This window comes from Aetokthonos hydrillicola CCALA 1050, from assembly GCF_017591665.1.
Taxonomy (GTDB): Bacteria; Cyanobacteriota; Cyanobacteriia; order Cyanobacteriales; family Nostocaceae; genus Aetokthonos; species Aetokthonos hydrillicola.
In genome coordinates, this window is the sequence record NZ_JAAKGC010000050.1 from 1 (window position 1) to 18,746 (window position 18,746).

21 protein-coding genes and 1 pseudogene are annotated in these 18,746 nt (G+C 44.1%); 3 read left to right on the forward strand and 19 right to left on the reverse strand.

The features are described from left to right. Positions 1-159: 159 nt before the first annotated feature. From G4P69_RS22475 to G4P69_RS22500, 6 genes are all read right to left on the reverse strand, one after another. Positions 160-1,578: a mercuric reductase gene (locus G4P69_RS22475; RefSeq protein WP_208341713.1), complete on the reverse strand. Its 1,419-nt coding sequence runs from the start codon at positions 1,576-1,578 to the stop codon at positions 160-162. Positions 1,579-1,600: 22 nt separating this feature from the next. Next, positions 1,601-2,596: an alpha/beta hydrolase gene (locus G4P69_RS22480; RefSeq protein WP_208341688.1), complete on the reverse strand. Its 996-nt coding sequence runs from the start codon at positions 2,594-2,596 to the stop codon at positions 1,601-1,603. A 166-nt stretch (positions 2,597-2,762) separates the two neighbouring features. Further along, positions 2,763-3,788 (reverse strand): WD40 repeat domain-containing protein, encoded by a 1,026-nt coding sequence (locus tag G4P69_RS22485; RefSeq protein ID WP_208341689.1) that lies wholly within the window; start codon positions 3,786-3,788, stop codon positions 2,763-2,765. Positions 3,789-3,922: 134 nt separating this feature from the next. Next, positions 3,923-4,432, reverse strand: coding sequence for a ferric reductase-like transmembrane domain-containing protein (locus tag G4P69_RS22490; RefSeq protein ID WP_208341690.1), 510 nt, complete (start codon positions 4,430-4,432; stop codon positions 3,923-3,925). A gap of 205 nt (positions 4,433-4,637) precedes the next feature. Further along, positions 4,638-5,330, reverse strand: a complete 693-nt coding sequence (locus tag G4P69_RS22495; protein WP_243902388.1) for an alpha/beta fold hydrolase — start codon at positions 5,328-5,330, stop codon at positions 4,638-4,640. Next, positions 5,330-6,850 carry a transposase gene (locus G4P69_RS22500; protein ID WP_208341691.1) on the reverse strand — a complete coding sequence of 507 codons (1,521 nt, stop codon included), beginning with the start codon at positions 6,848-6,850 and terminating at the stop codon, positions 5,330-5,332. Before G4P69_RS22500 ends, G4P69_RS22495 begins: the two co-directional genes overlap by 1 nt. Before the next feature lie 59 nt (positions 6,851-6,909). Between G4P69_RS22500 and G4P69_RS22505 the strand changes: the two genes are divergently transcribed. Beyond that, on the forward strand, positions 6,910-7,071 hold the full coding sequence (locus G4P69_RS22505; RefSeq protein ID WP_208351289.1) for a hypothetical protein: 162 nt from the start codon (positions 6,910-6,912) through the stop codon (positions 7,069-7,071). Positions 7,072-7,269: 198 nt separating this feature from the next. Here G4P69_RS22505 and G4P69_RS22510 read toward each other — a convergent pair whose 3' ends face one another. The 10 genes and pseudogenes from G4P69_RS22510 to G4P69_RS22555 all read right to left on the reverse strand — a co-directional run bounded on the left by G4P69_RS22510 (position 7,270) and on the right by G4P69_RS22555 (position 14,412). Further along, complete coding sequence (locus tag G4P69_RS22510; protein WP_243902389.1) at positions 7,270-7,497, reverse strand: alpha/beta fold hydrolase; 228 nt, start codon at positions 7,495-7,497, stop codon at positions 7,270-7,272. 57 nt (positions 7,498-7,554) lie between these two features. Next, on the reverse strand, positions 7,555-8,205 hold the full coding sequence (locus G4P69_RS22515; RefSeq protein WP_208341693.1) for an MOSC domain-containing protein: 651 nt from the start codon (positions 8,203-8,205) through the stop codon (positions 7,555-7,557). A 19-nt stretch (positions 8,206-8,224) separates the two neighbouring features. After that, positions 8,225-8,974: an SDR family oxidoreductase gene (locus tag G4P69_RS22520; RefSeq protein ID WP_208341694.1), complete on the reverse strand. Its 750-nt coding sequence runs from the start codon at positions 8,972-8,974 to the stop codon at positions 8,225-8,227. Positions 8,975-9,026: 52 nt separating this feature from the next. Beyond that, positions 9,027-9,437: pseudogene (locus tag G4P69_RS22525) on the reverse strand (RNA-guided endonuclease IscB); the annotation flags it as partial. 157 nt (positions 9,438-9,594) lie between these two features. Then, positions 9,595-10,506, reverse strand: coding sequence for an SDR family NAD(P)-dependent oxidoreductase (locus tag G4P69_RS22530; protein ID WP_208341695.1), 912 nt, complete (start codon positions 10,504-10,506; stop codon positions 9,595-9,597). A gap of 30 nt (positions 10,507-10,536) precedes the next feature. After that, positions 10,537-12,114 (reverse strand): GMC family oxidoreductase, encoded by a 1,578-nt coding sequence (locus G4P69_RS22535; protein ID WP_208341696.1) that lies wholly within the window; start codon positions 12,112-12,114, stop codon positions 10,537-10,539. 60 nt (positions 12,115-12,174) lie between these two features. Beyond that, the gene (locus G4P69_RS22540; RefSeq protein WP_208341697.1) at positions 12,175-12,777 is read right to left on the reverse strand and encodes a cupin domain-containing protein; all 603 of its coding nucleotides are present in this window, start codon (positions 12,775-12,777) and stop codon (positions 12,175-12,177) included. A gap of 114 nt (positions 12,778-12,891) precedes the next feature. Then, positions 12,892-13,449: a DsbA family protein gene (locus tag G4P69_RS22545; protein WP_208341698.1), complete on the reverse strand. Its 558-nt coding sequence runs from the start codon at positions 13,447-13,449 to the stop codon at positions 12,892-12,894. A gap of 314 nt (positions 13,450-13,763) precedes the next feature. Further along, positions 13,764-14,042 (reverse strand): cold-shock protein, encoded by a 279-nt coding sequence (locus G4P69_RS40280; RefSeq protein ID WP_208341715.1) that lies wholly within the window; start codon positions 14,040-14,042, stop codon positions 13,764-13,766. A gap of 10 nt (positions 14,043-14,052) precedes the next feature. Next, positions 14,053-14,412 carry a hypothetical protein gene (locus G4P69_RS22555; protein WP_208341716.1) on the reverse strand — a complete coding sequence of 120 codons (360 nt, stop codon included), beginning with the start codon at positions 14,410-14,412 and terminating at the stop codon, positions 14,053-14,055. A 39-nt stretch (positions 14,413-14,451) separates the two neighbouring features. Between G4P69_RS22555 and G4P69_RS22560 the strand changes: the two genes are divergently transcribed. Next, positions 14,452-14,631 carry a hypothetical protein gene (locus G4P69_RS22560; protein ID WP_208341699.1) on the forward strand — a complete coding sequence of 60 codons (180 nt, stop codon included), beginning with the start codon at positions 14,452-14,454 and terminating at the stop codon, positions 14,629-14,631. A gap of 135 nt (positions 14,632-14,766) precedes the next feature. Here G4P69_RS22560 and G4P69_RS22565 read toward each other — a convergent pair whose 3' ends face one another. The 3 genes from G4P69_RS22565 to G4P69_RS22575 all read right to left on the reverse strand — a co-directional run bounded on the left by G4P69_RS22565 (position 14,767) and on the right by G4P69_RS22575 (position 17,533). After that, entirely contained in the window at positions 14,767-15,087 is a 321-nt protein-coding gene (locus tag G4P69_RS22565; RefSeq protein ID WP_208341700.1) for a hypothetical protein, read from the reverse strand. A gap of 309 nt (positions 15,088-15,396) precedes the next feature. Then, on the reverse strand, positions 15,397-16,929 hold the full coding sequence (locus G4P69_RS22570) for an FAD-dependent oxidoreductase (protein ID WP_208341701.1): 1,533 nt from the start codon (positions 16,927-16,929) through the stop codon (positions 15,397-15,399). 370 nt (positions 16,930-17,299) lie between these two features. Further along, positions 17,300-17,533, reverse strand: a complete 234-nt coding sequence (locus G4P69_RS22575) for an EF-hand domain-containing protein (RefSeq protein ID WP_208341702.1) — start codon at positions 17,531-17,533, stop codon at positions 17,300-17,302. 345 nt (positions 17,534-17,878) lie between these two features. On the opposite strand from G4P69_RS22575, the gene G4P69_RS22580 reads away from it, so the two are divergent. Then, entirely contained in the window at positions 17,879-18,430 is a 552-nt protein-coding gene (locus G4P69_RS22580) for an isochorismatase family protein (protein WP_208341703.1), read from the forward strand. Positions 18,431-18,746 lie beyond the last annotated feature (316 nt).

An 18,746-nucleotide genomic window follows, 5' to 3' on the forward strand; every position in this document is an offset into this window, starting at 1 on the left:
GCTGCTTAGTTTCGGCTAATTTCTTGATCCTGCCGCTTGACTCAGCTTCAAATTTGAAGTTGAGTCCCTCTGTCCTGCCCTTGCTTGTTAACTGCTGGTCGAAACCGGATTAGTCCAAACTCCAGTTGGTAAATCTTTGGGTCTACAATTGCTATCTCCTTACAACTTGGAAAACAAGATATTTAACCCTTCGGTCATCGTGGGATGAGTCAAAATACCATCGCGCAGAACGGTGTAGGGCATCTGAGCTTGCATCACCATCTGCACTGTTGAAATCACTTCACCTGCTTCATGACACAGCAAGGAACACCCTAGAATACGACCTGTACCTGTATCCACGATCGCCTTGAGAAGTCCATCAGTTTGACCGAGTGTTTTCGCTCTTGGAACGGCTGACGCATCCACCTTCGCCACGCGAATAGCATATCCTTGTTGCTGCGCTTCAGTTTCAGTCAAACCCACATGAGCCAGTTCTGGATCGATGAACAGACAGGATGGAACCAATCGATCCCCTGTACTACGGTTGCCCCCATCAATTAAATTAGCTTTGATAATGCGATAATCATCGAGCGATATATGAGTGTATTGCGGGCCGCCGTTGATGTCGCCTAACGCCCAAATCCCCGGAATGTTCGTTTCTAAGCGATCATTGACTTGAATATATCCGCGTGTATCGGTTGCCACACCAGCAGCAGCTAAATTTAAGCTATCGGTATTGGGCGCACGACCAACAGCGACGAGCAAATGCGACCCTTGGAGGGTGATTTCATGATCGGCAACTTGGATTTGAAGGAGGGTTTTATTACCAGTGCGATTCTCCAAAGGAGACGCTTCGCGAACAACCCTCAGCACCTTTGCCTTCAGCAAGAATTCAATACCATCTTGTTCCAGTAATTTTTGAACTGCGATCGCTATATCTAGATCTTGCTGTGACAGAATTTGCTCACTTTGCCCAATAACAGTGACGCGACAGCCAAAGCGCCGGAACATCTGGGCAAACTCCAAACCAATATAGCCACTACCGAGAACAATCAGGTGTTCAGGCAAGTCTTCTAGCTCCATAATTGACTCACTCGTTAAAAACTTAACTTCCGTGAGTCCGGGGATGGATGGAATTAACGGTCGTGTGCCTGTATTAATAAATAACCGTTCGGCGGTAAGTAAGCGATTGTTCCCCTCAGTCGTCGTTACTGCGATCGTTTTGGGAGCAACAAACCTTGCTTCGCCAATGATCAAGTTGCTATCGAGAGCCGTTTCTAAATTGTGCAAGTTCATTTCACGCGCAGATTGCACAACTGATCGTTTTCGTTGGATCACCTCTGCTAAATTAACGGTGGGTGTGTTGCTTTGAACCCCATAAGCCGCACTGTTTCGCACTGTATTTGCTACATTGGCACTCGCTACCATAGTTTTAGTAGGAATGCAGGCAATATTAATGCACCCGCCACCAATCATATTTAAGCTGCGTTCAACAAGAGCGGTTTTACGTCCGTCAGCGACTAACGCCGGTGCAAGTGTTTTACCCGCTTTGCCGCCGCCGATAATAATGTCATCATAGTGTTGAGTGTCCACTTCCATATCCTTTGGGTTTGATCGCATCCTATTGCAGATATTTCTTCAATTGGGCAGCAGCTTGAACAAACAGAGAACGGGTTTCTGGCAACTCTGCTAAACCATTCAGTAGTCCAAAGTCATGAATCATACCGTTGTACTGGACAGTTGTTACCTGCACCCCAGCTTCATCGAGCTTGCGTCCATAGGCTGTGCCCTCGTCATGCAAGATATCGCTTTCTGCAACCACAATTAACGCCGGAGGCAAGCCTTTGAGTTGCTCAATCGTCGCCTGTAGCGGAGAAGCATAGATGTCTTTGCGCTTTTCTGGGTCAGCGATGTACATATCATACATCCACTTCATCGCTGGTGCAGTCAGAAAACGCTGATCGCCAAATTGGTGATAAGAATTCGTTTCAAAATCAGCATCTACAATAGGCCACATCAGGATTTGCAGCTTGATGTGTGGCCCTCCTTTTTCTTTCGCCTTCAAAGCAGTGACAGTTGTCATGTTACCGCCGACACTGTTGCCAACGACTGCCAAATTCTTGCCATCCACGCCAATCTCGTCGCCATGCTCGGCAACCCATTTAGTTGCAGCATAAATCTCATTGATTGCCTGTGGGTACTGAGCATCTGGTGTGCGAGTATAGTTGACAAAGACACCTGCAAACCCTGACAGCACAACCAGATCGCGAACCATGCGCTTGTGTGTTGGGTAATCACCCAGCACCCAACCACCACCATGAATAAAGATGAAAACAGGCAATGTGCCTTTGATTCCTTCAGGTCGTACAATATTAAGGGTAATTGAATAACCCTCAGCAGTAATCTTCTTTTGAGACTCTTCAATGCCTGAAAGGTCTACTGAAACAGAAGCCTGTGCATCCACAAGAACTTGACGTGCTTCGAGTGGAGCGAGTTTCTCCAGCGCCACACCCCCTGAATTCAGCACTTTCAAAAATTCCTTCGTTCCTTTGGAAAGACGTGGATCATCCGCAACTTCCAGAATTTTTGCTGCTTGCGAGTTTTCTTGAGCAACCATGACATTCTCCTTTAATAAATTGTAAACAACCTGTTGAGATGTTAAGTTAGAAGATATCTAAACCATCGATCGATACTGTGCGATAAGTGGTCATGCCTTTACTCTTTTCAATTCAAATCGTTCAACAGAATCAGAAATAGTTTATCTTTTTTCTGAAAGCTTCTTGTCACTCTTTAGGAAGAGACCAGAGTTTGATGGTTTTGTCGGTACTGCTGCTGGCTATCATGTTTCCATGCGGTCTGAAAACTACTGACCGCACGCCTCGCTCATGCCCTATCAAATTCTCCAAGAGTTTGCCTTCAGGCAACCCCCATAACTTGATAGTGTTATCATTGCTACCACTAGCTAATCTCTTGCCATCGGGACTGAAAGCCACTGACCACACAACTCCTGAATGTCCAATTAGGGAGTGCAACAATTTACCAGTGGGCATTTGCCAGAGTTTGACTGTCCTATCAGCGCTGCCACTCGCGATCTGCCGTCCATCAGGGCTAAAAGTCACTGAGCGCAAGGCTTGTGAATGAGCATTTAGGGTTTTTAGAACACCACCATCCATGAGCCGCCAAATTTTGAGTGTACCACCCTCATTGCCACTAGCTAAGGTCTGCCCATCCGGACTAAAAGCAACAGTTCTTACCCACTTTCCATCCGATAACTGATGAACTTGTACGCCAGTTTGCACGTTCCAGATGCGGATGGTTGTGTCAGCACTACCGCTGGCTAACCACTTTCCGTTGGGGCTGATGGCAACGGCTTCTACATCGTCTGTATGACCATCTAGGGTACGAAGCAGTTGCCCTGTCTCTAAATTCCAGAGTTTAATACGCTTATCCCAACTGCCACTAGCGAGCAGCTTGCTATCTGGACTGATGGCAAGGCTTACCACTGCATCGCCGTGTCCTTCTAAAGTATAGAGTAAGGTGTTACTAAGCAGATCCCAAATTTTAATTTTTTTATCGTAACTGCCACTGGCGAGGAAGCGCCCATCAGGGCTGATTGCGATCGCATAAACCCAAGTTGAATTTCCTTGGAGAGAACGTAAGGGTTGAATGGTTGCAACAGAGGTAGTAGCAACACTAGCGTTTCGCAAGGAAGACAATAGGCTAGCACAACTGCTACTACCAACCAAGATCGTTAAGGTGCTGATTGCCAATGCTGCTGAAGATTTCCAGGTGATTTGTTTCGATCTCATAACAGGACATTCCTTGTGCGAGTGGCGGAATAATCTAACTTGCACCCACTGCGTTACAGTGTCGCAGACTAGCGGTACTATGGAGTGATTTTTCCTGGAATTTGAGATGAGAACGCTTTTCCTTTCACTTTTTGTTATTTATTCCGATGTTGAATCCAGCGTCGTATCAGAAATAAAACGGTTGTCGTGACAATCCCCACTAGCCCAATCGGGGTTAAATAGCTCCAATGCTCTAACATTTTGTCCCAAACGTGCCAAGTGAGCAAGAACATAGCTAAGTAAGTTAGGGTATGTAATCGCTTCCAATTTTTTTTCAGTCTTTTGACACTCCAGTCATTAGAAGTAATTGCTAATAGAGTAAAAATTATGAAGGTAGATATACCTTGAATATAAATCCAATAGGTATTCGGATCTAAAAAATCAAGGTCTCTCTTTTTCACTAAGAGGAAAGCGTGAAACAAAGCCAAGCAGAAAGCCAGAATACCGATAATTCGTCGATATTTTAACAGCCATTTCGGAAGTTTTGCTTGTTTAGTTTTAGGAAAAATGATTTTGAGATTCGCGGGCATTAAGGTGAGAATATAAGCTCCTAAAGCTAGAAATCCTAGGCTGTTTTCTAACGGTGCTGTATCGATTGCTGCCATGACCAATCTTCCTTAATTCCTTAATTTTTCAATAAAAGCCCTTACAAAGGTAGGTATTTTTTATTTGGTCATTTTTTGACGATTCCAGCTGATCTTTACTACATCAGTCCTCTGTGTTCATACTGTTTTTTTGGTGAAGGTATTGTTATTCAGAAGTTTATACCTAAGCATGAGCCATGCTGGGGTAATGGATCGTTTTTACCGATCAGGTGAGAACGGATTGCAGTCGTGATGTGAGAAATTGGTCGATATAGTTTGCAATCTCATCCCCATCTTCTTCCAGGGCAAAATGTCCGGTATCGAGTAGATGAAACTCAACGTCTTTCAAGTCACGCTGGTAGGGATAAGCACCGTCAGCAGGAAAGATGTAGTCGTTCTTGCCCCAAACAATCAGGGTAGGGGGTTGATAGGAGCGAAAATACTCCTGCCATTGGGGATAGAGCGGTGGATTTGTACCGTAGCTATACAGCAGTGCCAGTTGAATCTCACTGTTACCGGGGCGATCAAGGAAATGTTGATCGATAGTCCAGGTATCAGGGCTGATCGCTTCTAGATTGCGAACACCATTAGTATATTGCCACTTGGTTGCTTCTATAGTGACAAGATATGTGAGCTTTTCAGCATTCTCAGGCGATCGCTCTTGCCAGTATGCTTTAATCGGCTCCCAGAATTCGCGCAAACCTTCCTCGTAAGCATTGCCATTTTGAACAATCAGGGATTGTACGCGCTCTGGATATTTAGCGGCAATCCGATAGCCTATCGGCGCACCGTAATCCATCACATAAAGGCTGTACTTTTTGAGAGCGATCGCAGCAATGAATTTCTCTACAATCTCAGCCAAGCGATCAAACTTGAACCCCTCTCCGACTATCGCGGTACGGAGATTCTGGTAAAACATTACCCCTCAACTTTTAACCCTACTGGTTTATCTGGTTGAGTAGTTTCCACCTTGTTAGAGATCCGTTCTAGGGGAGAATGAGTCTTCCCACGTTCAGACGCGCTTACTTGATTCACGGATTGTTTGAAACGCTCCCAAGCCTCTAACAGGATCGGTTCCATTCCCGAATACTGACAAGCAGCATCCTGCAATGAGAGCGTCTGATCCTCATTAATGTATCTAGCCAGATAAGCGCTAAACAAATCCCGATGCATGGTAACACCCGTTACATCATGGTGAACCCGTTCAGATAGTGACTTTTTAACACGAGTGCCGTCTAAATGGGTTTGGGATAACGCTGTTTTCTGGGTAGAAAACTTAACGAATTGTCCACCAGCATTCTCAGCTTTGCGAGCCAATTCAGATTGTACAAAACCTGGAGACTTGGCAGAAATAGCTTTACCGTAACGTCTCTGCCATCCTTTAACCGATACATTCTCGGTTTTTATGTTTTTACCATGTCGCAAAATTTCATTAACTACTTTGCGATTTTGAGATTTAGCGTAGGCTGTTTTCTTGCGTTCTAATTCGCGTTTTTTGTTGGCGAGCTTGCGATAATTAGCAGACTTCTTCCATTGACGTTTACCTTTTTTGACCTTACCTTTTTTGGTGATGGTTTTACGACCACGCTTGCCCTCAAAGTCAGGATGGTAATTATCAGGATTGTTAACCCGTTGAGAACGTTGCATTTTGCGTTGAATTGCGCTAATTTCACGCTCCATCGTTGGTACACATTCAGCAAAAGGTAATAGTCCAGCGTGGCTGTCTCCAACATAGGCAATGTTAGAAATATTCAAGTCAAGCCCTACAATCCCATCTGAAACATAATTCTTCGGTTTTTGGTAGGGTTGTCCTTCATTAATTAACTGAACATACCAGCGACGGTAACCGTTTATTTCTCTCCAGAGCAAGCGGACATACTTAATAGGAGAGTTTAACCCGTGCTGAATAACTGGGTTGTTTGGGTCAATGATTGGGTCTATTGTTAACCCAGTCCAAACTACTTGATTATTTTTCCAGCGTAAACCCTGCTTGTTTGTCTTACCTTCAACAGATTTAAAGCGTGTTGGTACTTTAAACCTGACTTTCTTAGCTTGCCCAAACATCACTTTCTCACTTGCTTTAAAAGCACGAGTAGCGATTTTCTGTTGAGTGTTAGAGTCAATCTTTTGGGCAATCCAACCAGATTTATTGCTGACTAATGTTGCATAAGACTGCAAATCATAATCAGAATATCTGTAAAGTTTTCTCGCTTCGCTGAATGCGTCACTCCGCTTCTTCTTCTCGTCCCTAGATATCTTTTTGGCTTGCTTGTAGGTATCGGAATTACGAACCAACTCCATTCTAATTGTTGCTTCGTTCAAACAAGCATTGTAAAGCTGTCTAGCTGCTTGAAATCTTGACAGCAGTTCCGATTCTTGAGAAGTGTCAACCTTTAACTGTATCTCTGTAATGAAGGATGGAGTTGTTTTCCGACCCACTTGACATCACCTCCTGTCTGTTTGTTAAACTATATTTAGTTTAGCTAGTGCTTCTAAAAATGTCAACAGGAAAAGGAATAAAAAGAACAAAAAATCGACCTGTTTTATATGAAGAGTTCAAAAAGTGTCGAGGGATTTATCTAACAGATACGGCTTGGAAATTAGCTCAAGAAAAAGCACATTCACTAGAAATAAGTGCAAGTGAATACATCGAACAATAAATAAGAGAACGTCACGGCAGTTAAACCGAGCCCCTGCGTTGGGCGGCTTTGCCGACTTGAAGCATGTGGCGTTGCCCGTGTCTAAAACCGCCCCGATATAAATACCGCTCTTAGTGTCAATTCCTTTTATTCCTTGACACTCTCTCTTCTCCTAACGGAGACGCTACGCGAACGGGGCTACCAGACTTCCCGATCTATTTAGGTGTAATCAAATTCATTTACAGTTGGCATCGAACTGTTGCCGTAGCCAGGGTAGTCAGGAGCAACAAGATGGAATTTATCAGCGAGGGCAGGTATAATATTGCGGAACATATGAGAGGAAGTTGGAAAGCCGTGCAATAGCAGAATCGTCGGATTATTACGAGAACCAGCTTCACGGTAGAAGATATCTAAACCATCGATCAAAACTGTGCGATATGTAGTCATGGGATTACTCCTCGTAAGTGATCAAAGTGACATGATGGTGTTTTACGACAGGTTGATCTATCTCATATCCTGACGAAGGATCTGCTCCTGAAAGTAGTCCCGCCAGCTTTCGGGTAAAGCTTCAAGTTGAGCAGCACGATGCAGTAACTCTGGATTGTTTAGCTCGCGAACATAAAGCTGAATGATATTAGCGACAGTAATATTGTTGGGATCTCGACTCATCAACTCTAAAGTGTCTCCAGCGACCACTTCGCCCTCTTGCAAAACCCGAAAGTAAAATCCGGTGCGACGACTGGCGAGAAATCGTTTCACCATATCCGAGCGCCCAAAGCGAATCCCTAGTTTGTAGCAGGGTAAGCGCGGTTGAGTCACCATTAGTTCCACACTGCCAATTTTGAAGCGATCGCCGATATTAATTTCCTCTTCTTTAAATCCTGTAACTGTGAAATTTTCACCAAAGATTCCTGGCGTTAACTCTGTGTCAGGCAATTCATCTCGCCAGTAATCGTAATGCTCAAAGGGATATACATAAACTGCTTTGTCTAAACCACCATGAACGGTTAGATCAGCCTGTTGATCGCCATCTAAATTGAGTTCACGCACCATCACTCTCGAATTAACTGGCTCTTTGAAAATTCCAGTGCGGACGGGTTTTCCTTTCCAGGTTACTTCACGCGGCAGTCCAACATTAACAGAAATAAGCTTCATTCTTAACTTCTTTTGAACTTCAAATTTGTGCCATACCGCCATCAACAAACAACTCGATGCCATTCACAAAGCTGCTATCATCTGAAGCCAGAAAAACAACTGCTTTAGCAATCTCATCGGTTGTGCCGACTCGCCCTAATGGAATAGTAACAGCTTGGCTATCCACAAATTCCTGCATCTGCTCATCACTAAGTCCCAGGAGATTGTAGCCAGGAGTCGGAACCACACCAGGGCTAATGGCATTCACCCGAATCTTGCGCTCTTTAAGGTCGAGTACCCAATTCCGAGCAAACGATCGCACGGCGGCTTTGGTAGCACTGTAAACACTGAATGCTGGCGTACCTTTTATAGAAGTAATCGAAGCATTCAGGATAATAGAAGCGCCCTCTGGCAACAGTGGCAGTGCCTTTTGTACGGTGAACAGCAAACCTTTGACGTTTATATTGAATGTTTTGTCAAAGTGTTCCTCTGTGATTTCTCCTAGTGGGGCAATTTGTCCAACGCCAGCATTAGCGAAGATGATATCGAGGTGTCTTTGTTCTTGCTTAATGGTGGCAAACAGACGATCTAGGTCTGCGAGATTAGAAACATCACTCTGCACAGCCGTAACATTTTTACCAATGGCTTCTACGGCAGCATCCAGTTCGACTTGGCGACGACCTGTGATATAGACATAGGCACCTTCAGCAACAAACTGTTTGGCTGTGGCAAGACCGATACCACTGTTACCACCCGTGATCAGAGCAATTTTTCTTTCTAGTTTTTTCATCAAAATCCTTGGGTCTGAAACCCCGTCCTAAAAGGACGGCTTTACAATCAATTTAAAATGCATAGCCATACCCATCTTTTCGATGAATAGCTTTACAATATTTGTGGGAGATCCCTTCAATTAACCCGTTTTTGGTTGAAATATTGAAGCTGCCAGTTGCGCGAGTAGCAAGTCTACCAACATAAACACCTAGCTTCTTCCCTTTAGTGACAATGGCTTTAACGATGTCACCAGTCTGAAAACCAAAGTGAAATTTTTCCCTTGCACAATGGCGATTAGGGAACCCATATTTATTGGTTCTGCATGATTGGCGAGTGCCATGACCAGCAGATTTAATCAACAAAGGTTTAACACCCTTAATATTGAGAGTGGGAGTCGATTTACCAACACAAGCCGCATCAATCCAGTGTTGTTTTTCAAGGTTTTGGGTAGTCCGGTTGAACTTAGTTAGCCCACCGCTACCGGGGCAAGGGCTGTATTTTAACTTAGTGCCATTTCTTACATCTCCTTTGATTGATCTGCTTAAGAATGCTGCTTGAGACCTGCATGGACGAAAGGCTGGCAGGCTTACGACCGGCAATTCGTTCATCAAAAGCGTGAAGCTCACTGTTACTGCCAGGTCAAGCGAGCAGGCGCAAAGATTCATTCCAGAGCCGATCGGCATTGTCTGGGTTCAGGGCATAGGGGGCAACTCCGCTCATATAGCCGTTCCCGTTGGTGACGAGAGTGGCTTCATTGCAGTCCTCGAAATAGCGTCCGCCAACGCCCTTTAGTAGCGGAGATGTTGCTAACACAACGGAAGTTGCCGCACCCTGCGCTATTGTCTTCTGCCGCTCAGGTGGGGTTCTAAGACCGCCTGTATGACGCTGGAGGTTGGTTGCGATCGCCCCAGGCATCAGGGCATTAGCGGTAATGCCATCCTTGAACCAGCGCGCAGTAGCACCCACAGCAAAGAGCATACTTGCGGTCTTGGACTGTCCATACGCCAACCACGGATCATAAGGACGGAACATGAAGTGAATATCATCGAACACAATGGGCGACATCAGGTGCCCGCTAGAACTAACCGACACGATACGGGCAGCACCCTCTGCAGCGAGAGCGTCGTGTAGTCCAAGCGCTAGGGCAAAGTGTCCGAGATAGTTAGTGGCAAATTGCATCTCCCAGTCTTCGGGTGTGCGCTGTTCGGGCAGTGCCATTACCCCTGCATTATTAACGAGGATGTGCAGCGGCTCACGCCAGGCAGCAATGAACTTGGCAATTGAGTTGCGATCGCTTAAATCAAGCGGAGCAACATGAATATTCCGGTTCCCAGTAGTAGCCATAATGTCAGCCGCGACTTGCGCTCCAGCATCGGTATTACGCACAGCTAGTGTGACGATCGCTCCAGTTTGAGCCAGTGCCCGCGCCGTTTCTACGCCGATGCCCGATGCGGCTCCCGTAACGATCGCCCGCTTGCCGGAAAGATCAATTCCTTCTACAACCTCGGCGGCGGTGGAATGTCGTCCGAATGGTGTTGTAATCAGTGCCATTGTGTATTCCTTTACAGAGAGCGCCCGTTTCTAAATAGATGAATACGTCGGATTTTGGCCGTTAGATTTGCTGAGAACCGTTCGTGCTGTGCGACCTGCTTTAATTAAATCCGCTGCCTTCTCACCAATCATGATGGTGGGTGCGTTCGTATTTCCGGTCGTGATGGTGGGCATGATGGAGGCATCTACAACCCGTAACCCTTCTATTCCATGTACTCGTAGTTCAGGATCGACCACCGCCATTGGGTCAGTACCCATTTTACAGGTGCCAACTGGATGCCACAGTGTGTTGCAATTGTTGCGGATATAAGCAACGAGTGCTTCATCACTCTGAACCTCAGCACCCGGAGCAATTTCTGCACCACGAAACTCATCAAAGAAGTTGCTATGAAACAATTGGCGCATTAATTTAATTGCCTCAACCAGTTTCTTTACATCGGTTTCATTTTCCAGATAGTTCATCCGCAGCATCGGTGTGTCTCTAGGATCAGGCGTTCGCAAACCGACACTGCCAATATTTTGCAGATGGGTCAAAGCGACTGCACCCGTAAATCCGAATGTCGCTGGAGCATAGCCAGGGGGTAAGAGCTGAATGGAACCGAATAAAAACTGTAAATCGGGTGCAACCGCTGAATTCCACTTGCTATGCAAAAATAATCCAGCTTCCCCGATACTACTGGTGCTGGCAAAGTGTAAATCCTGATTTGCCTGGTATACCACAGCAGAGAAAATGTGGTCTTGCAGGTTTTGACCAACACCTGGCAGATCAACGACAACAGAAATCCCTAATGTTTGTAAGTGTGCAGCATCCCCAATGCCGGATAGCATCAGCAGTTTGGGTGAATCGAACGCGCCTGCACTTAAAATCACTTCCTGCTCAACCCTGACTTGGTGCAGCGTTCCCTCGTGCAGATATTCTACCCCAACAGTGCGGGTTTCCTCAAACAACAATCGAGTGACCAATGCCCCAGTCGTTATGGTCAAATTGCGACGCTGGAGAATGGGCACAAGGAACGCAGTAGCAGCACTATGTCGTTTACCCTCCTTAATGGTATGCTGAAAAAGTCCTGCTCCTTCCTGCTGCGCGCCGTTGAAATCAGGATTGTAGTCAAATCCCATTGCCACACATGCCTCTACAAATCGTTGAGAAGTTGCAGTAGGCGCAATGGGATTGGTCACGCTCAACTCCCCACCAACTCCGTGGTATACGGAGGCACCGCGTTGCTGGTGTTCAGATTTCTTGAAATAAGGCAAGACATCGTGGTAACTCCAACCGGGATTTCCCAACTCCTGCCAGTGGTCATAATCGTGATGATTGCCTCGGACATAGATCATGAAATTAATCGAACTGCTGCCTCCCAAGACTTTGCCACGGGAACAAAATATTTCGCGATTATTCAAGAAGGGTTCTGGTTGAGAGAAATAGCTCCAGTCCACCTCTGAGCCTAGTAAATTGACGCACTCCGCTGGTATGAAAATCTCTGGTTTCGTATCTGGGTTACCCGCTTCGAGGAGTAACACGGTTGTGTCACTGTCTTCGGTTAGACGATTGGCAACCACACAACCTGCCGACCCTGCACCAATTACAATGTAGTCATATTGCATCATGAAACTCTCCTTTGCTATCTGCAACGGATTGATGGAACGATCTATCTAGGTGTATCACCTCTAAGGGATATCTCCGGGCGCACCCAGAATTTCGTCGCCAATTTCGCTAGAGATGCGATTCAACAATTCCATGTCAGGTGCCTCATTCTGGTTTTGAGTCCCTGTTGCTTCAATTAGGCGAGCAAAGGAACTGGGCGAAGCAACGACTAACCCTCTAGCTGGCTGGTCACTAAGTGCAGCGACAACATGGGGTGTGCCTATCGGAATGAAGGCACTTTCACCTGCGCCTAGCACAACCTTATTCTTACCAACCCAGACAGTGAACTCTCCTTCCAACACATAAAGTTGTTCTGAATAGCGCGTATGGCGATGGGGTGGAGTCTTGGCACCAGGAGGGAAATAGCCCTCAATCAGGTCATATTTACCATCAGTTGTGGTGTGATCGGCGACGATGGTAAGGTAGTTATTAAGAAGCCAAAATGACTTTGATGCACCGTCAGCAAAAGCCCCATGAACGAGAACAAGCGCAGGTTTAGAGTTGGAGGCTTGAGGTAATTCCTTGGCGGTGGCTGATGTTGGATACATTAATATCCCAACGACAGCACTTAATGCAAGTAACCACAGTAACAATCTTTGAACTTTTTTCCATGTAAAAACTATCATTGCGATCGCCTCTGTATTCTTGCTAAATTGCTCAAATCTCTGGTTCTTCTTGTCCGTATAGAAGTTATGAAATACTTCCTGCTGAAATACTTGTTGGGATAAGCATCAAAAACCTTAATCATTTGCAGCAACAATGGCTGCCATTATCTGCTCAACAGTCCAGCGATCAAGATAGCGAATTCCATTAATAAACAAAACGGGCGCAGCCTCCACTCCACTTTGCAGTCCACCTTCGATATCCGCATTGATACGATCAACATACGTTCCCCTGGATAAATCCTGCAAAAATTGAGAAATATTAAGTCCTAAACGATTGGCGTACTCTACTAGATAGCCATTCTCTAACTCTTGTTGATGAATGAACAATATCTCATGCATTTGCCAAAACTTCCCTTGAGCCGCTGCGGCTTCTGCTGCTTCCGCTGCTCGTTGAGCATGCGGATGAATTTGTACCTGAGGAAAATGACGGAAGATGAAACCTAAATTCTTTTCTCCAAACGAAACGTTCAATTGCTGTCGAGCGACTTTAATCAATCGATAGACATTGGCACTTTGAAAACATTCATAATCTCCATACATGACGAATACTACAGCAGCATTCAGTACACCTTGGATATGATCGTGGGTTGAAGGCGAAAGCAATAGAGAACAATTATCGCGGTCGTAAGTCATGTTTCGGTTTGTATTAAGCAAACTTAAGCCTTTCAACCCAACTACGCTAACGTTGCTATGAATTCAATATAGACAATTAGCCCTCTGTTGTCGTCCACTCAAAGTTGACATTTTTGTACAATCGAGTGATGGACAAGTTTATCCATCTCGCAGTGGAAGGTTGTCTCCAACTAAAGTTGGAGACAAAAGCCAATCTAAAGGCGAGGGCGCATCTAGGGGTTGGGGGAGGGGAAAGTAGAATCAGGAAATAAGAGATCAAAGCGGCCATTGACCCAAGCAAGGCGTAAATGTGAATTCTAACTTCTGGCTACTCGTCATTCTGTTTGGTGTATGTTGCGAGCTGTAAAACCGAAGCGGCTTTCAACAAGTTCGAACCTCACGGGAGTACCAGCTTGTAGGGTACGGTATCCCTCTCCAGGAATGGCCGTGAAGTTGAAAAAGACATCTTCTTCACCATCATTTCTAGCAATCATCCCATTACCTGTTTTGAGATCGAACCAACGTACAACCCCCTCGGCTACAGCTTTTCCATTTGCTCCTAATGGTGGTGCACCATTGATCCATTCTTGTTGTGGGATGCGAATTTGTTTCACTTCAGGTCTATCATAAGCAACGCAATTGGTAATCTGCTCTTAGCTGCATCACAGCCCTTAAGTCTTGTCGCAGTTCTTCAACGGTAGGTCTACCAACAAAGAACCAGCCGTCGTAAATTTTGTATATGGTTAGGTCGGGATGTAGAATAAAGGTATAAGGTTGAGGACGATAAGCATATTCCCCTTCTGTAGTGTCCAAAATATTAATTCGTTCGATGAGTTCTAATTTCTCATCACATAAAAATACCCACTTAGCGCCTAGTCCCGCGCGGAAAGCAGCTTGAACTAAAGGCGGGTCTACGCTGACACTCACCAACTTACCGTAATTAACTGCGAGTTCTTTACTAACATTTGCTGGTGGTCTTCCCAAGAGAGTTTGGTTATAATAGTTATTAAAATTGACAGAAAAATGATTCAGCCTAAAAATGTATATCGTGGACACACAATAGAAAAAGTTGGTTATGGTAAAAGATCCGTATTTATGACAATAATCAACGAAAAAGAGTGGTCTGACATAACTCAATTAAAAGTAAAAGCAGCCATTGATGTTTGGATTGATCAAGGAATCGAGCCCCAGCAGGATAACTGAAGTAATCTCGACCAACTAGTCTCATCTAGCCTTTAAAAAAAATTTCATACAATGACCATAAGTACGCTCCCATCAAGCTTTCCAGCACTTGAAAATTTTACAATTTTTTTTAATGTACAGATTCTTTACATTAGTTTACAAAGCATCAGTACGATGTAAGGATTCAATTAACTCCTCAACTTCTTCTTCGTTGAGACATTGTTTCACTTGAGTGTTAAACCACTCGATCTCTTCCGGTTGTGTGTCCTTAACTTGATAGACCAATAATGTTCCTGCAACGCGGGCAAGAGTCAGAGGTGATGGACAAACGTGACTGAGTAAATCGCATGCATTCTGGTATGTTTTCTTGACTGATGCTTCGTCCATAGAAGAACCTAACTGAGTGGAAAGCTCTTTTAGGTTCTCCTGAATAGAGGAACCAAAGTCTGGATCTTCGACATCGAGATGGTTACTCATGAAACTTTATCAAATGCGGTAAGCACTTGTTTTTCTCACTGCCATCGTACTCTAACATCCACAGACTTTTCTTTCCACCTGCAGCAATAGAAATATAGTCATTTTTAAGTTAATTATACTCACCACTGTAACAAATTGCCTTTTTGAACCCACGTAGGGGCATTGTCGCGACACCCGCGCGATCGCCCTTTGGGAATGTGCAAATGTTAACTTTTGTAACTTATGCTGGCAAACATAGCGGGCTCTCTACTTTTTGTGATCGAGCCTTCCACCACTATAGTATGATAATTACTGGTACAATATTAGTTTCTAGTATCGAATTACAGTTACTTTCCATACCAAAGTTAAATAACCAAACATGAGTATCAGACCGATTACATACAGAATTTGGGTAGTATGTTGAACCTTGCTCCATATTTGCTGATAGGAAAGTTGATGATTTTGGATCATAAGGAAGGCTGGAGGACTAAATACGTAGGGTAGTAATCGACTCAATACTAGTCTCAGAAAAAAGTTGATGCTCCATAAATTCTTGCGGAGGGGATCTTGGTTATATTGCCAAGGGTAAGCAGTTTGAGCTAGATGTACCAAGGCTTTGACATCAGGTAATCGCAAGGATTCATATAGAGGCAGGGCAACTTTCATGTCATCATCACTTCTAGAAAGTGCATCATTCAGGACACATACATCTTCTAAGGCTGAGTTTACACCTTGTCCAATGTCTGGAGGAAAGCAATGAATGGCATCTCCTAAGAGTACAATTCCAATTACAGGAGATTTGTTGTCAACTTGTTTGCTGGTTTTTTCTAAATTCAATAAAAAGTGTAATCCCGAACAGTATTGAGGGATTGGAAAGTAACCACCTTCACTTTTAGCAAAGCGAGCGGCTTCCTCTGGGAAAACTATCTCACGTATGGGCAATTGTGGGAAAGCTTGCTCAAAAAAATCGTATATGCCCTCTTTCGTTTTTACCTTCCATATTTCATGATTTGGGTATCTAATGACATTGGCGCTACGGGGTTCATCTGAATTTTTAAGCGGCAATAAACCAAGGGAGACAGAACGCTTAGAACCAGTTAAAACTCCACGAATTGAATATGCCATATTACTTACGGCACGTTCATTATCATTCTTGTCAAGAATAAATTTTGGCGGTAAGGTTAAAACTTTATACTTAAGCCCTGAACTGGGTGAGGGAAAAAGCTTCATCTCAAATTTATCGGATGTAGATTTATCCCACTGTTTCAGAGTGTTTCTGACAACAGAGTAAAGACCATCACAACCTATCAAAAGATTAGGCTCGAATTTGATAGTATTGCTGTTCTCTTGTTGGGCAATGACTTCTATTTTATACTCTGAGCCATCGTGTATATTTATTTTGTTAATTTGAACACAATTTGATTTAAAAATTATATTAATGTAGTTTTGCCAATTCCGCTCAATTTCTTGATATAAGAGAAGTACAAATGCTCTTCGTGGTAGCCAGTAAGCCGTTTTTCGATTTGGATCTACCGTTGGCAATTTAAGTGTTTTTCGTTTTCTATTTGGTTGAATTGTTGTTAAATAAAATTCTGTGTTGGGAACACTAATTTCTGAGAGCTTGGAAGTTAATCCTAAAAAATCGGTCAATTTTTGACCACGGCCATCAATTAAATAATTGAATGATTTGTCCGGTTCATAGTAATCAACAGCAGGACGTTTTTCTAAGATTGTGATATTTGTCCAACCACGTTTAGCAAGTATTAATGCAGTAGCAAATCCTGCTGGCCCTCCTCCGACAATCAACACATTTCGACGAAAAGAGTTATTTTCCTTGGCTGTAGACAAATTTTCAGTATTCATCAGAAGTTAATGTGAGTTATGACGTGTTCAAAGCCAATCGAGATTCTTGTTCACTGAGATACCGACATTGTTAGCGAAAGTGTTACAAAAGCATAAGTAAGTCGGCGTGGAAATTCATAGGTATGTAACAAAATATTAACTTTAGAGTCAAATTTAATACGTTGTGTCTGACTGGAAGGATAATTTTCACAACAGTATCATACCTATTGATTTTCTATACCGAAGAAATCTTTCTGTTTCTTCACAAAAAAGGTCAGCACATATCACCCCGTAAACTAGTAGCGATCGCACTCTACTAGTGCGTCCAAATGAAGCGCTGGTTTATAATGTGCCGTGGGTATTTGGTCTTTGGTGTTGGGTTTTTTGAGTGCTACGTTAAATTACCTGCTTTTTCAACTGCTTGCTTTAACTCAGAAAAGGTAATACTACCGTCAGAGTCTAAACCATACCGTGCTAGTAACTCCTGGGGGCTACTGGTATTTGTTTGTGATGAGATAATTGCACTTAAGCCAGGACTTAAAAAAAGCTCATTAATGGAGACTTTGCCATTTTGATCGCCATCTAAGGTATTAAAAAGAGATTGAAGTTCTTGCTCGGTTGTCATAAGTTTCTATCTGAGATTAATTTTTCAATCTAATATCTCAAAATTAAACAAACTTATATCCTAAGACGTAAAAACGGGTATCGCTGGGGCTGAGATCAGGTGCGTGAACAACTGCCCGCGAAATTTAAATCTCATAGAGCGATTATGGAAGTTGGTCAAAAAACAATGTTTGTATTCAAAGTCTTGGTGAAGGGCGATCTGCCGAACGGCTAGAGCGCAACTTCAGGCGCACCACAAGGTTTGTAAAGTTAATTTAATACGCGGGATTCACAGATAATGGTCAGTCAGATGATCGCTTGCTCCTACTATATGGAAGCAAGTTAAGATTGTGTTTGGAATAGCACCATGAAGCTGATCAAAAACTTGCCTCTGAGCGAGGTAGAGAAAAACACTCTTGCACTTGCAAAAGTGGCAAAGGTACTCAATATACCTGTGGTTTTGACAAGTAGCCAGGAGGAGCGTTTTCAAGGTTCGTTAATGACTGCACTAGCACAAAGCCTGCCCGAAGCCTATGAGGCAAGAGTCAAACGTGCAGGCATCGTAAATGCTTGGGACGATGAGAACTTTGTCAAAGCAGTCAAAGACACAAATCGCACTAATTTAATCATGGCTGGTATCACCACCGATGTTTGCCTGGTTTATCCAGCTATCAGTGCAGTGCGCGATGGCTATAGTGTTCAAGCAGTCATGGATGCTTCTGGTTCACCATTCCATCTGTCGGAAGATTTGGCACGGCAGCGGATGCGTGATGCTGGGGTTGTCCTAACTGCTACGATCACTTTGATTGCTGAGCTGGTTCAGGATTGGAGCCGCCCCGAAGGCATCAAGTTACAGCAATTATTGTTTAGTGAGGTGTTACCCCCTGAGTTCATCGAAGGTACTAGCACTCCGTATTAATTGCTGTTATCCTCTGATGTTAGTGTCTCGTAAGATTTTTAGACGATGCATGGCGACAAAATGTGTCAGGGTTGGGATGAACCCGCTACATATCGGACAAACTCCTTGTGTGTTGGTTCACCCCGGATTGCCAGTAATTAGGTAGCTGAAGTTGTCTGGTTGGAATTGGCGGTTTTTGGTACAAAAAGTTGTGTAAGTAAAAGTCCAGAATGCCGCTTGTAGTCAACAAAATCAGGGTAGCATTTCCGGATGATTGAACAGACACGTTTGAAGCAATTGGATTGGGCTATTGTCCCACAAACCCTGGCTTGAGCCT

What these genes read in the sequence shown, in the direction of transcription:
- G4P69_RS22475 (WP_208341713.1), bottom strand. Translation starts at nt 1,578, where the DNA reads ATGGAAGTGGACACTCAACACTATGATGACATTATTATCGGCGGCGGC.
- G4P69_RS22480 (WP_208341688.1), bottom strand. Translation starts at nt 2,596, where the DNA reads ATGGTTGCTCAAGAAAACTCGCAAGCAGCAAAAATTCTGGAAGTTGCG.
- G4P69_RS22485 (WP_208341689.1), bottom strand. Translation starts at nt 3,788, where the DNA reads ATGAGATCGAAACAAATCACCTGGAAATCTTCAGCAGCATTGGCAATC.
- G4P69_RS22490 (WP_208341690.1), bottom strand. Translation starts at nt 4,432, where the DNA reads ATGGCAGCAATCGATACAGCACCGTTAGAAAACAGCCTAGGATTTCTA.
- G4P69_RS22495 (WP_243902388.1), bottom strand. Translation starts at nt 5,330, where the DNA reads ATGTTTTACCAGAATCTCCGTACCGCGATAGTCGGAGAGGGGTTCAAG.
- G4P69_RS22505 (WP_208351289.1), top strand. Translation starts at nt 6,910, where the DNA reads ATGTCAACAGGAAAAGGAATAAAAAGAACAAAAAATCGACCTGTTTTA.
- G4P69_RS22510 (WP_243902389.1), bottom strand. Translation starts at nt 7,497, where the DNA reads ATGACTACATATCGCACAGTTTTGATCGATGGTTTAGATATCTTCTAC.
- G4P69_RS22515 (WP_208341693.1), bottom strand. Translation starts at nt 8,205, where the DNA reads ATGAAGCTTATTTCTGTTAATGTTGGACTGCCGCGTGAAGTAACCTGG.
- G4P69_RS22520 (WP_208341694.1), bottom strand. Translation starts at nt 8,974, where the DNA reads ATGAAAAAACTAGAAAGAAAAATTGCTCTGATCACGGGTGGTAACAGT.
- G4P69_RS22530 (WP_208341695.1), bottom strand. Translation starts at nt 10,506, where the DNA reads ATGGCACTGATTACAACACCATTCGGACGACATTCCACCGCCGCCGAG.
- G4P69_RS22535 (WP_208341696.1), bottom strand. Translation starts at nt 12,114, where the DNA reads ATGATGCAATATGACTACATTGTAATTGGTGCAGGGTCGGCAGGTTGT.
- G4P69_RS22540 (WP_208341697.1), bottom strand. Translation starts at nt 12,777, where the DNA reads ATGATAGTTTTTACATGGAAAAAAGTTCAAAGATTGTTACTGTGGTTA.
- G4P69_RS22545 (WP_208341698.1), bottom strand. Translation starts at nt 13,449, where the DNA reads ATGACTTACGACCGCGATAATTGTTCTCTATTGCTTTCGCCTTCAACC.
- G4P69_RS22560 (WP_208341699.1), top strand. Translation starts at nt 14,452, where the DNA reads ATGATTCAGCCTAAAAATGTATATCGTGGACACACAATAGAAAAAGTT.
- G4P69_RS22565 (WP_208341700.1), bottom strand. Translation starts at nt 15,087, where the DNA reads ATGAGTAACCATCTCGATGTCGAAGATCCAGACTTTGGTTCCTCTATT.
- G4P69_RS22570 (WP_208341701.1), bottom strand. Translation starts at nt 16,929, where the DNA reads ATGAATACTGAAAATTTGTCTACAGCCAAGGAAAATAACTCTTTTCGT.
- G4P69_RS22575 (WP_208341702.1), bottom strand. Translation starts at nt 17,533, where the DNA reads ATGACAACCGAGCAAGAACTTCAATCTCTTTTTAATACCTTAGATGGC.
- G4P69_RS22580 (WP_208341703.1), top strand. Translation starts at nt 17,879, where the DNA reads ATGAAGCTGATCAAAAACTTGCCTCTGAGCGAGGTAGAGAAAAACACT.